Origin of the sequence: Escherichia sp. E2562 (assembly GCF_005781075.1) — a bacterium.
Taxonomy (GTDB): domain Bacteria; phylum Pseudomonadota; class Gammaproteobacteria; order Enterobacterales; family Enterobacteriaceae; genus Escherichia.
Genome location: NZ_VATM01000003.1, coordinates 590,076 through 602,910, shown reverse-complemented (window position 1 = coordinate 602,910; position 12,835 = coordinate 590,076). Strand labels below are relative to the sequence as shown.

Below are 12,835 nucleotides of genomic sequence, written 5' to 3'. Positions count from 1 at the left end.
GTATCATCCGGGCCGCACTGTTTTTACTCAAACAAATTACTATGCAGTTTCTGCACCACCTGTTCCGCATCTTCGCCTGGCACCAGGAAGCACAGGTTATGACTGGAAGCACCGTAGCAAATCATGCGAATGTTGAACGGTTCAAGTACGCCAAACACCTCTTTGCCAACACCACAGGCTTTTGACAGGTCGTTACCAATCAGAGCCACCAGCGCCAGGCCTTCTTCCACTTCTACCCGGCACAGAGCTGAAAGCTCCATCAGCAGCGATTGTGTCAGCAACGTATCGCCAGTTGACGTTGAACCGGTAGTGTCGAGAGTTAATGCCACGCTCACTTCTGACGTAGTAATTAAATCCACCGAAATATTATGCCGTGCGAGAATGCCGAAAACCTCCGCGAGGAAGCCGCGAGAATGCAGCATATTCAGGCTATGCAGGGTTAATAGCGTTTGTTTGCGACGCAGAGCCAGCGCACGAAACAACGGCGGATTCTCGGTTTTATTACACACCAAAGTACCGCCAGCACGCGGATCTTTGCTTGAACCGACAAACACCGGGATATCGCTGCGAACTGCAGGCAGTAAGGTTGCCGGATGAAGTACTTTGGCACCAAAGGTTGCCATTTCAGCTGCTTCTTCAAAGGCGATTTCATCAATTCGTTTGGCATCAGGCACGACGCGTGGGTCGGTAGTATAAATCCCCGGCACATCTGTCCAGATATCGACGCGAGCAGCGTTTAACGCTTCTGCCAATAGTGCCGCCGTGTAGTCACTACCGCCGCGACCAAGCGTTGTGGTGCGCCCTTTACTTTCACTGCCAATAAAGCCCTGGGTGATGACTAAACCTTCGCTGAGACGTGGGGTTAGTTGCAGCGCAGACAGTTCTGCCAGCGCAGCAATATCTGGCTCCGCGCGGCCAAAGCGATCGTTTGTGCGCATCACTTTACGCACATCGAACCACTGGGCCTGAACATTGCGTTCACGCAGAATCTCCACAAACAGTAGGGTAGACATCAGTTCGCCGTGGCTGACCAGTTCATCAGTTAGTGCTGGAGAGGTTGCCAGTGCAGCAGCTTCGGCCAGGACGGTAATGTTCTCCAGCAAACGTTCAATCTCTTCACGGATGACGTTCGGGTAACGCAGGCGCTCCAGAATGGCGAACTGAATATTGCGAATGGCATCGAGTTTTTCGAAACGCTCAACCGGTTCCAGACCTTCAGCCAGTGCAACCAACAGATTGGTAATGCCCGCAGAAGCAGAAAGCACAACTAAACGCACATTCACATCAGAAAGCACAATGTCGGCGCTGCGGTTCATGGCGTCGAAATCAGCCACGCTAGTACCACCAAATTTGGAGACAACAATATCGGGCATAACAACCTCGTGTCAGGGAATGAAAGAAGCGACCTTGGCACAAAGGCATAACAGAAACCGGTGCAGGCGCAGACCGTATTTATAAATAAAAGGTGTAGGGGAGTGTGTCAACGCCGGGATTATGCGGATTATTCATGCAGCGGGCGTGGTCAGAAATTGTGCTTATAACGTCTATACTTTTTATCCTCTTCAGTGGTTAGCTGAGCTAACGGCACTAAAACCATCACATTTTTCTGTGACTGGCGCTACAATCTTCCAAAGTCACAATTCTCAAAATCAGAAGAGTATTGCTAATGAAAAACATCAATCCAACGCAGACCGCTGCCTGGCAGGCACTACAGAAACACTTCGATGAAATGAAAGACGTTACGATCGCCGATCTTTTTGCTAAAGACGGCGATCGTTTTTCTAAGTTCTCCGCAACCTTTGACGATCAGATGCTGGTGGATTACTCCAAAAACCGCATCACTGAAGAGACGCTGGCGAAATTACAGGATCTGGCGAAAGAGTGCGATCTGGCGGGCGCGATTAAGTCGATGTTCTCTGGCGAGAAGATCAACCGCACCGAAAACCGTGCCGTACTGCACGTGGCGCTGCGTAACCGTAGCAATACCCCGATTCTGGTTGATGGCAAAGATGTTATGCCGGAAGTCAACGCGGTGCTGGAGAAGATGAAAACCTTCTCAGAAGCGATTATTTCTGGTGAGTGGAAAGGCTATACCGGCAAAGCCATCACCGACGTGGTGAACATTGGGATCGGCGGTTCTGACCTCGGCCCGTACATGGTGACCGAAGCACTGCGCCCTTACAAAAACCACCTGAACATGCACTTTGTTTCTAACGTTGATGGCACTCACATCGCGGAAGTGCTGAAAAAAGTAAACCCAGAAACCACGCTGTTCCTGGTAGCATCTAAAACCTTCACTACTCAGGAAACCATGACCAACGCCCATAGCGCGCGTGACTGGTTCCTGAAAGCGGCAGGTGATGAAAAACACGTTGCGAAACACTTTGCGGCGCTCTCCACCAATGCCAAAGCCGTTGGCGAGTTTGGTATTGATACCGCCAACATGTTCGAGTTCTGGGACTGGGTCGGCGGTCGTTACTCCCTGTGGTCAGCGATTGGCCTGTCGATTGTTCTCTCTATCGGCTTTGATAATTTCGTTGAACTGCTTTCTGGCGCACACGCGATGGACAAGCATTTCTCCACTACGCCTGCCGAGAAAAACCTGCCTGTACTGCTGGCGCTGATCGGCATCTGGTACAACAATTTCTTTGGCGCGGAAACTGAAGCGATTCTGCCGTACGACCAGTATATGCACCGTTTCGCGGCGTACTTCCAGCAGGGCAATATGGAATCCAACGGTAAGTATGTTGACCGTAACGGTAACGTAGTGGATTACCAGACTGGCCCGATTATCTGGGGTGAACCAGGCACTAACGGTCAGCATGCGTTCTACCAGCTGATCCACCAGGGAACCAAAATGGTACCGTGCGATTTCATCGCTCCGGCTATCACCCATAACCCACTCTCTGATCATCACCAGAAACTGCTGTCTAACTTCTTCGCTCAGACCGAGGCTCTGGCGTTTGGTAAATCCCGTGAAGTGGTTGAGCAGGAATATCGCGATCAGGGTAAAGATCCGGCAACGCTTGACTACGTGGTGCCGTTCAAAGTGTTCGAAGGTAACCGCCCGACCAACTCTATCCTGCTGCGCGAAATCACTCCGTTCAGCCTGGGGGCGTTGATTGCGCTGTATGAGCACAAAATCTTTACTCAGGGCGTGATCCTGAACATCTTCACCTTCGACCAGTGGGGCGTGGAGCTGGGTAAACAGCTGGCGAACCGTATTCTGCCAGAGCTGAAAGATGACAAAGAAATCAGCAGCCACGATAGCTCAACCAATGGTCTGATTAACCGCTATAAAGCGTGGCGCGGTTAATCATCGTGCATGCATGATGCCGATATGTACATCGTATTCGGCAATTAATACATAGCACGATTGATTAAATAACCTTAATAACAATGCCGACTATAAGTCGGCATTGTTTTATCAGATAAATCCCCTTGTCGGAGATTTAACGGAAATCATACCGTGAGGTTAATCCTAAAATAGATTTTTAGTCTGTAATGATTTCGGAAAATACGCAGGTTAATCACTTTTTAATTTATTTTAAATTCATGATTTTTAATCTTATTTATATATAAGTTAAAGCTTATATTTGATATTCATTCCAATTATCCTAAAACCCTATCACTAATTCCCCGCGCCGTAATTCGCATGCTTTAGTTGTGTATACTCGATCCCGCCTGAAATGTTTTTGGGTAAATCTCCATTCATTCAATGAAGGGAAATTGTTATGAAAAAAGTTCTGTATGGCATTTTTGCCATATCTGCGCTTGCGGCGACTTCTGCGTGGGCTGCACCTGTACAGGTGGGCGAAGCGGCAGGGTCGGCAGCAACGTCGGTTTCGGCGGGTAGTTCCTCCGCGACCAGCGTCAGCACCGTAAGCTCGGCGGTGGGTGTCGCGCTCGCGGCAACCGGTGGCGGTGATGGTTCTAATACCGGGACCACCACAACCACGACCACCAGTACCCAGTAATAACGTATGTATCCCCAAAATAATTCAGTATGACGGGGATTAACCATAACCACACTCCGGTGTGGTTATTCTGCCCCTCTGGAGAAGAGTCGTGAAGCGACCTGCACTCATTCTTATCTGCCTGTTATTACAGGCCTGTTCAGCCACGACTAAAGAGCTGGGCAATTCACTGTGGGACAGTCTGTTCGGTACGCCAGGCGTACAGCTGACGGACGATGATATTCAAAATATGCCCTACGCCAGCCAGTACATGCGGCTAAATGGCGGTCCACAATTATTTGTCGTTTTGGCCTTCGCTGAAGACGGACAACAAAAATGGGTTACTCAGGATCAGGCCACTCTCGTTACACAACATGGGCGTCTGGTGAAAACTTTGCTTGGCGGCGACAACCTGATTGAAGTGAATAACCTTGCCACTGACCCGCTGATCAAACCAGCACAAATCGTTGATGGCGCAACCTGGACGCGCACGATGGGCTGGACTGAGTACCAGCAGGTACGCTACGCCACCGCACGCTCAGTCTTCAAATGGGATGGCACCGATACCGTCAAAGTCGGCAGCGATGAAACCCCGGTTCGCGTGCTGGACGAAGAAGTCTCCACCGACCAGGCGCGCTGGCATAACCGCTACTGGATCGACAGCGAAGGGCAAATTCGCCAGTCGGAACAGTATCTCGGCGCGGATTATTTCCCGGTGAAAACCACTCTCATCAAGGCGGCAAAACAATGATTAAAAAAACTATTGTCGCGTTGCTTTTGAGTGTGGGGGCGTCATCGGTCTTCGCGGCGGGAACCGTCAAGGTATTCAGCAATGGCAGCAGTGAGGCCAAAACGCTGACGGGTGCAGAGCATTTAATCGATCTGGTAGGCCAATCTCGACTGGCAAACAGCTGGTGGCCCGGTGCGGTGATTAGCGAAGAGCTGGCAACGGCGGCAGCATTGCGTCAGCAGCAGGCGTTGCTGACACGGCTGGCAGAACTGGCTGCAGATTCCAGCGCCGACGATGCCGCCGCCATTAACGCCTTACGCCAGCAAATTCAGGCGTTGAAAGTGACGGGCAGGCAAAAAATCAAACTTGATCCCGATATCGTCCGCGTTGCTGAACGCGGTAACCCGCCGTTGCAGGGCAACTACACACTGTGGGTCGGACCACCGCCGTCCACGGTCACATTGTTCGGGCTTATCAGCCGTCCTGGCAATCAGCCATTCACTCCCGGTCGCGACGTGGCGAGCTATCTCTCTGACCAGAGCCTGCTCAGCGGTGCGGATCGCAGCTACGCGTGGGTGGTTTACCCGGACGGACGCACGCAAAAAGCGCCGGTGGCTTACTGGAACAAGCGTCACGTAGAGCCGATGCCCGGCAGCATTATTTATGTTGGCCTCGCGGACTCCGTCTGGAGTGAGACACCTGATGCCTTTAACGCCGACATTCTTCAGACTCTGACGCAGCGGATACCCCAATAATGAAAAAAAGACATCTGCTTAGCTTACTGGCGCTGGGCATTAGCACGGCTTGCTACGGCGAAACGTATCCTGCGCCCATTGGTCCGTCGCAATCGGATTTCGGTGGCGTAGGACTGTTACAAACGCCCACCGCCCGCATGGCGCGGGAAGGGGAGTTGAGCCTGAACTATCGCGATAACGATCAGTACCGTTATTACTCAGCTTCAGTGCAACTCTTCCCGTGGCTGGAAACAACGCTGCGCTACACCGACGTGCGCACCCGCCAGTACAGCAGCGTCGAAGCGTTCTCTGGTGATCAAACGTATAAAGATAAAGCCTTCGATCTCAAACTGCGTTTGTGGGAAGAGAGTTACTGGATGCCGCAAGTGGCGGTTGGCGCGCGGGATATCGGTGGCACGGGGCTGTTCGATGCAGAATATCTTGTCGCCAGCAAAGCTTGGGGGCCGTTCGATTTTACGCTCGGTCTGGGCTGGGGATATCTGGGTACCAGCGGTAACGTGAAAAATCCGCTCTGTTCAGCCAGTGATAAATATTGCTATCGCGATAACAGCTACAAACAGGCGGGATCTATCGACGGCAGCCAGATGTTCCACGGCCCGACCTCACTGTTTGGCGGCGTGGAATACCAGACGCCCTGGCAACCGCTGCGTCTGAAACTGGAGTATGAAGGCAATAATTATCAGCAGGATTTTGCCGGAAAGCTGGAGCAAAAAAGTAAGTTTAACGTCGGGGCGATTTATCGCGTTACCGATTGGGCCGACGTTAACCTTAGCTATGAACGTGGCAACACCTTCATGTTTGGCGTCACGCTGCGCACCAACTTTAATGATTTACGTCCTTCGTACAACGATAACGCCCGCCCGCAATATCAACCGCAGCCACAGGATGCCATTTTGCAGCATTCGGTGGTGGCGAATCAGTTAACGCTGTTGAAATACAACGCCGGACTGGCCGATCCGCAGATCCAGGCGAAAGGCGATACACTGTATGTTACTGGCGAGCAGGTGAAGTATCGTGATTCGCGCGAAGGGATCATTCGTGCTAATCGGATCGTGATGAACGATCTGCCGGAGGGGATCAAGACGATCCGCGTTACGGAAAATCGCCTTAACATGCCGCAGGTGACGACGGAAACCGATGTCGCCAGCTTGAAAAATCATCTCGCCGGAGAGCCGCTGGGCCACGAAACGAAGCTGGCGCAAAAACGCGTCGAGCCAGTGGTTCCGAAGTCCACCGAGCAGGGCTGGTATATCGACAAATCGCGCTTTGATTTCCATATCGATCCGGTGCTGAACCAGTCGGTCGGTGGCCCGGAAAACTTTTACATGTATCAGCTGGGCGTGATGGGAACGGCGGATTTGTGGCTGACGGACCATCTGCTCACCACCGGTAGCCTGTTTGCTAACCTTGCCAACAATTACGACAAGTTTAACTACACCAATCCACCGCAGGACTCACACTTACCGCGTGTTCGTACCCATGTGCGCGAGTATGTGCAGAACGATGTCTATGTGAATAACCTGCAAGCCAACTACTTCCAGCATCTGGGCAACGGCTTCTACGGTCAGGTCTACGGCGGCTATCTCGAAACCATGTTTGGCGGTGCGGGGGCAGAGGTGTTGTATCGCCCCCTGGACAGCAACTGGGCGTTTGGTCTGGATGCCAACTACGTTAAACAGCGCGACTGGCGTAGCGCAAAAGATATGATGAAATTCACCGATTACAGTGTGAAAACCGGACATCTGACCGCGTACTGGACGCCATCTTTCGCCCAGGACGTGTTGGTGAAAGCGAGTGTCGGGCAGTATCTGGCAGGGGATAAAGGCGGCACGCTGGAGATCGCCAAACGCTTTGATAGCGGCGTGGTGGTGGGTGGCTATGCCACGATCACTAATGTTTCGAAAGAGGAGTACGGCGAAGGGGACTTCACCAAAGGTGTGTATGTCTCTGTACCGCTGGATCTCTTCTCGTCTGGCCCGACACGTAGCCGTGCGGCAATTGGCTGGACGCCGCTGACGCGTGACGGGGGTCAGCAACTTGGGCGTAAGTTCCAGTTGTATGATATGACCAGCGACCGTAGCGTGAATTTCCGCTAAGTCATGGGAAAGGTGCCAGTTTTCGCAATCACTGGCACCCTCATTCTTAATGGCCTGTTGAGCCATCAGGAACGCAGTTCACCCCCGGTTTGCGATCTGGTGTGTAAAGGCGAAAACATTCTGTCTTCCTGTCCGTCGATATGGGTTGCAGGTCTGGTTGCCTGAGCGACTGGGCCATCATTGGGCTGGAGACATTGCTTTGCGGTAGGTCGGCTTTATCAGCAGTACCGAGCGGACCAGCATAAGCAGGAAGAACAGAGACTGATAACAACAAAGCAGCAAAATAAGGCTTCATTTTTACCACCTTTATCAGGTTACGTTTCATTTGTTCCAGAGGAACATTGTCGATTTTTCGCGCATTACTGGTGGCTGAGAATCACCTGAATGGGTGATTTTTGCATTACCGGCTTTGGTGCGGTTTGCCTTGCCGGATGCGCGCGCCAAATCCAGGTTGAACAAAACATACACAAAAAATATAGATCTCCGTCACATTTTTACGTTATACAGGAAGCTCGCCACTGTGAAGGAGGTACAGCTATGACGTCACTCTCTCGTCCGCGCGTGGAGTTTATCTCCACCATTTTGCAGACCGTACTCAATCTGGGTCTGTTGTGTCTCGGCCTGATTTTGGTTGTCTTCCTCGGCAAAGAAACGGTGCATCTGGCTGATGTGCTGTTCGCGCCAGAACAAACCAGCAAATATGAGCTGGTGGAAGGACTGGTGGTTTACTTTCTCTATTTCGAATTTATCGCGCTGATTGTGAAGTACTTTCAGTCCGGTTTTCACTTCCCGCTACGTTACTTTGTCTATATCGGGATCACCGCCATTGTGCGCTTGATCATCGTCGATCATAAATCGCCACTGGATGTGTTGATCTACTCAGCAGCGATCCTGTTGCTGGTGATCACCCTGTGGTTATGTAATTCGAAACGGCTGAAGCGGGAGTAAAAAAGAGGCGCTCCGAAGAGCGCCGAATAACAGTCACAAGTTAGGATAACGTAAGTTGAGGGTCTAGCGGCATAACATTGGCAGAACAACATCTTTAACCTTTCACACCACCTGCCGTCAGGCCGTTAACCAGCCAGCGCTGAGCCAGCAAGAAGACGATGGTGATGGGTAATGCAGACATCACGGCAGCGGCAGCAAAGTCGCCCCACAGGTAGTTTTGCGGGTTGAGGTATTGCTGCATACCCACGGCCAGGGTGTAACTGTTCACGTCACGCAGTAACAACGACGCGACCGGAACTTCGGTAATGGCAGCGATAAACGACAGGATGAACACCACCGCCAGAATCGGTACAGATAATGGCAACAGGACGAGGCGGAAGGCCTGCCACGGTGTCGCACCATCCAGCGCTGCTGCTTCTTCCAGCGAGCTGTCGATGGTTTCGAAATAGCCTTTAATCGTCCAGACGTGCAGCGCAATCCCCCCCAGGTACGCGAAGATCACGCCGCCGTGAGTATTCAGGCCGATGAACGGAATGTACTCACCCAGACGATCAAACAACGCATACAACGCCACCAGTGAGAGTACTGCCGGGAACATCTGGAAAATCAGCATCCCTTTCAGCAGCGTCGCTTTGCCAGGGAAGCGCATACGGGCGAAGGCATAAGCGCAGGTGGTGGAGAGCGCCACAATACCAATCGCGGAAATACCGGCGACCTTTACCGAGTTCCACAGCCACAGCAGTACCGGGAATGGCGGTGGCGTAATGCGGCCATCCGCCTGTTCAACGCTAAAACCTAACGCCAGTTTCCAGTGATCCCACGAGATTTGCTCCGGGATCAGGCTACCGGTCGCGAAGTTCCCCTGGCGCAGCGAGATGGCGACGACCATCAGCAGCGGGAACATAATTGCCGCGATAAAAAGTAGTAGTAGCAGGTGAGTAATAAACAAACGTGCTTTTTGCGATTTCGGTTGGACCATTGCCATTTTGTTATCTCCCTTAATCAAACTTCATTCGCGTGGCTTTCAGGTTCACTATCGCCAGCGCACCGACCAGCAGGAAGATCAGCGTGGCAATCGCCGCCGCCAGACCGAAGTCCTGACCCCCGCCGCCTTCAAAGGCGATACGGTAGGTGTAGTTAACGAGCAGGTCGGTATAACCGGCTGGCGTGGTCGTGCCAAGACGATCCGGGCCGCCGTTGGTTAACAGTTGAATCAGCACGAAGTTGTTAAAGTTAAAGGCAAAGCTGGCGATCATTAGTGGTGTGAGCGGCTTGATCAGCAGCGGTAGCGTAATTTTGAAGAAGTTCTGGAACGGACCTGCGCCATCCATCGCTGAGGCCTCATACAGATCGTCCGGAATCGCTTTCAGCAAGCCCATGCAGAGGATCATCATGTACGGATAACCCAGCCAGGTGTTGACGATAATCAGCATCGTTCTGGCGGTGGTTGGATCGCTGAACCAGGCGGGCTTCACACCAAACAGCGCGCTCAACATCATGTTGATTTCACCAAAGCTCTGGTTGAACAATCCTTTGAAAATCAAAATTGAAATAAACGATGGCACCGCGTAGGGCAGAATCAGCAGGACGCGATAGACAGCTTTGCCGCGCAACGCTTCCCACTGCACCAGACACGCCAGCACCATGCCGACCGCCACCGTTAAAAAGACGGTGATAAGTGAGAACACTACGGTCCAGACGAAAATTGCAAGGAACGGTTTTTGGATCCCTTCGTCGGTGAAGACGCGGGTAAAGTTTTTCCAGCCAGTAGTCACGGTATAACCCGGGCTGAGTTTTTCGTCACCCCAGTTGCCGTCAGCAGTGATGGACTGGTAAAAACCAATCTGGTCGTTTGGACGATATTTTACGCCACTCTGGTTATTGGTCAGCGTACCGTCATCGCCTAATGTGTACAGCGGCTGAGTGCCGGAGAACTGGCGCAGGGAGCTCATCATCACTTTGTTGCCATCCGGCAGAATGGCGGTAATGTTGCTCAGGGCTTGACGATTCTGGGTAATCACGCGCAGATTCGCACGCTCGCCTTCAGGCTGCGTGGCCGTTTCTTTCAGTTGCAGTTTTTGCTCGCCGCCAAATTTAAAGGCGTCGGAGAGATAATTTTTGCCGGTTTCGCCGTCGGTGAGCGCCAGTTGCCACTCATCACCAGCGGGATAAAGACCAAAGTTATAGGTTTTCCCTGCCTGCCAGGCGCGGTCCAACAGAACTTCCTGAGCGCGTTCAAAGGTAAGCTGGTTGGTGCTGCTGTAGTTGGTGAAGGCGATGGCGATGGTGCAGACCAGAGGGAAGAGGACGAATAGCCCCATCCCGGCCATTCCCGGGTAGACATAGCGCCAGGCGTAGACTTTACGATTGGCGAAAATATAGAGCCCCGCTGAGCTTAAAATCAGCGTGGTAATGGCGAACAGGTATTCCCCTTGTGCGTACATTAAAACAACAAGGTAACCCACCAGCAGGCCGAGCAGACCTAACACTGACCATTTCAGCGCGTCGCTTTGCCACCAATGTTTCTTTTTAATGACATCCATGGGGTTCTTCCTCATTCCAGGACAGATAAGGCGTTTACGCCGCATCCGGCAACAACTGCCTGATGCGACGCTGACGCGTCTTATCAGGCCTACATACGTTTCGTTTTCGTAGGCCGGATAAGGCGTTTACGCCGCATCCGGCAATCAATGCCTGATGCGACGCTGACGCGTCTTATCAGGCCTACATACGTTTTATTTTCGTAGGCCGGATAAGGCGTTCACGCCGCATCCGGCAACAACTGCCTGATGCTACGCTGGTGCGTCTTATCAGGCCTACATACGTTTCGGCTTCGTAGGCCGGATAAGGCGTTCACGCCGCATCCGGCAACAACTGCCTGATGCGACGCTGGTGCGTCTTATCAGGCCTACATACGTTTCGTTTTCGTAGGCCGGATAAGGCGTTTACGCCGCATCCGGCAACAACTGCCTGATGCGTCGCTGACGCGTCTTATCAGGCCTACATACGTTTCGGCTTCGTAGGCCGGATAAGGCGTTTACGCCGCATCCGGCATTTCAGGCATTACTTAGTGATACGACCCTGTGCATCTTTCAGCGCGGCATCAACGGTCTGACGACCACTGGCTGCGTTGATTACTGCGGTACGCACGGCATACCAGAAGGCGGACATCTGCGGGATGTTCGGCATGATTTCACCGTTCTTGGCGTTATCCATGGTGGCGGCGATGCGTTGATCTTTCGCCAGCTGATCCTGGTAAGACTTCAGCGCCACGGCACCCAGCGGTTTGTCTTTATTCACCGCTTCCAGACCTTCGTCGGTCAGCAGGTAGTTTTCGAGGAACTCTTTCGCCAGCTCTTTGTTCGGACTGGCCGCGTTAATGCCTGCGCTCAGCACGCCAACGAACGGTTTGGAAGGTTGTCCCTTGAAGGTTGGCAGCATCGTCACACCGTAGTTCACTTTGCTGGTGTCGATGTTAGACCATGCCCACGGACCATTAATGGTCATCGCAGTTTCACCTTTGTTAAAGGCTGCCTCTGCAATGGAGTAGTCAGTATCCGCATTCATGTGTTTGTTTTTAATCAGATCAACCAGGAAGGTCAGACCCGCTTTCGCGCCAGCGTTATCCACGCCAACGTCTTTCACGTTGTATTTGTCGTTTTCATACTTGAACGCATAACCACCGTCGGCAGCAATCAGCGGCCAGGTAAAGTACGGTTCTTGCAGGTTGAACATCAGCGCGCTCTTACCTTTCGCTTTCAGTTCTTTATCCAGCGCCGGGATCTCTTCCCAGGTTTTTGGCGGGTTCGGCAGCAGATCTTTGTTATAAATCAGCGATAACGCTTCAACTGCAACCGGGTAAGCAATGAGTTTGCCGTTAAAACGCACGGCATCCCAGGTGAATGGATAAATCTTGTCCTGGAGCGCTTTGTCCGGAGAGATTTCAGCTAACAGACCAGACTGGGCATAGCCGCCAAAGCGGTCGTGCGCCCAGAAGATGATGTCCGGACCATCGCCAGTTGCCGCAACCTGGGGGAATTTCTCTTCCAGCTTGTCCGGATGCTCAACGGTGACTTTAATTCCGGTATCTTTCTCGAATTTCTTACCGACTTCAGCAAGGCCGTTGTAGCCTTTATCGCCGTTGATCCAGATTACCAGCTTACCTTCTTCGATTTTGGCGAGAGCCGAGGCGGAAAACATCATCGTCGTTAAAACAGATAATGCGAGGATGCGTGCACCTGTTTTTATTTTCATAATCTCTGGTCCTTGTTGGTGAAGTGCTTGTGAAAACGCCTAAACGGACTCTAGTTTCTTTATACGGCAACCTCTTTCCATCCTCCTTGCCCCTAC

11 protein-coding genes are annotated in these 12,835 nt (G+C 52.1%); 6 read left to right on the top strand and 5 right to left on the bottom strand.

Annotation, left to right across the window (positions count from 1 at the left end):
* Positions 1-23 precede the first annotated feature (23 nt).
* Positions 24-1,373 carry a lysine-sensitive aspartokinase 3 gene (lysC, locus tag FEK43_RS06760; RefSeq protein ID WP_130224367.1) on the bottom strand — a complete coding sequence of 450 codons (1,350 nt, stop codon included), beginning with the start codon at positions 1,371-1,373 and terminating at the stop codon, positions 24-26.
* A gap of 293 nt (positions 1,374-1,666) precedes the next feature.
* Between lysC and pgi the strand changes: the two genes are divergently transcribed.
* From pgi to FEK43_RS06735, 5 genes are all read left to right on the top strand, one after another.
* A complete protein-coding gene (pgi, locus tag FEK43_RS06755) occupies positions 1,667-3,316 on the top strand; it encodes a glucose-6-phosphate isomerase (protein WP_000789986.1) in 1,650 nt (549 codons plus the stop codon).
* 418 nt (positions 3,317-3,734) lie between these two features.
* Complete coding sequence (gene yjbE / locus FEK43_RS06750; RefSeq protein ID WP_000757333.1) at positions 3,735-3,977, top strand: exopolysaccharide production protein YjbE; 243 nt, start codon at positions 3,735-3,737, stop codon at positions 3,975-3,977.
* 91 nt (positions 3,978-4,068) lie between these two features.
* Positions 4,069-4,707 (top strand): YjbF family lipoprotein, encoded by a 639-nt coding sequence (locus FEK43_RS06745; RefSeq protein ID WP_130205771.1) that lies wholly within the window; start codon positions 4,069-4,071, stop codon positions 4,705-4,707.
* Complete coding sequence (locus FEK43_RS06740; protein WP_135408628.1) at positions 4,704-5,441, top strand: capsule biosynthesis GfcC family protein; 738 nt, start codon at positions 4,704-4,706, stop codon at positions 5,439-5,441. Before FEK43_RS06745 ends, FEK43_RS06740 begins: the two co-directional genes overlap by 4 nt.
* A complete protein-coding gene (locus FEK43_RS06735) occupies positions 5,441-7,537 on the top strand; it encodes a YjbH domain-containing protein (RefSeq protein WP_135408630.1) in 2,097 nt (698 codons plus the stop codon). Before FEK43_RS06740 ends, FEK43_RS06735 begins: the two co-directional genes overlap by 1 nt.
* A 46-nt stretch (positions 7,538-7,583) precedes the next feature.
* Here the strand turns inward: FEK43_RS06735 and FEK43_RS06730 are convergent, their stop codons facing one another.
* Positions 7,584-7,862 carry a hypothetical protein gene (locus tag FEK43_RS06730; RefSeq protein WP_024212568.1) on the bottom strand — a complete coding sequence of 93 codons (279 nt, stop codon included), beginning with the start codon at positions 7,860-7,862 and terminating at the stop codon, positions 7,584-7,586.
* A 212-nt stretch (positions 7,863-8,074) separates the two neighbouring features.
* Between FEK43_RS06730 and psiE the strand changes: the two genes are divergently transcribed.
* Positions 8,075-8,485, top strand: coding sequence for a phosphate-starvation-inducible protein PsiE (gene psiE / locus FEK43_RS06725; protein ID WP_000202902.1), 411 nt, complete (start codon positions 8,075-8,077; stop codon positions 8,483-8,485).
* Positions 8,486-8,579: 94 nt separating this feature from the next.
* Here psiE and malG read toward each other — a convergent pair whose 3' ends face one another.
* The 3 genes from malG to malE all read right to left on the bottom strand — a co-directional run bounded on the left by malG (position 8,580) and on the right by malE (position 12,739).
* On the bottom strand, positions 8,580-9,470 hold the full coding sequence (malG, locus tag FEK43_RS06720) for a maltose ABC transporter permease MalG (protein WP_001252058.1): 891 nt from the start codon (positions 9,468-9,470) through the stop codon (positions 8,580-8,582).
* A 13-nt stretch (positions 9,471-9,483) separates the two neighbouring features.
* Positions 9,484-11,028, bottom strand: a complete 1,545-nt coding sequence (gene malF, locus FEK43_RS06715) for a maltose ABC transporter permease MalF (RefSeq protein WP_135408632.1) — start codon at positions 11,026-11,028, stop codon at positions 9,484-9,486.
* Between the two features lie 520 nt (positions 11,029-11,548).
* Positions 11,549-12,739, bottom strand: coding sequence for a maltose/maltodextrin ABC transporter substrate-binding protein MalE (malE, locus tag FEK43_RS06710; RefSeq protein WP_130205779.1), 1,191 nt, complete (start codon positions 12,737-12,739; stop codon positions 11,549-11,551).
* Positions 12,740-12,835: the final 96 nt, after the last annotated feature.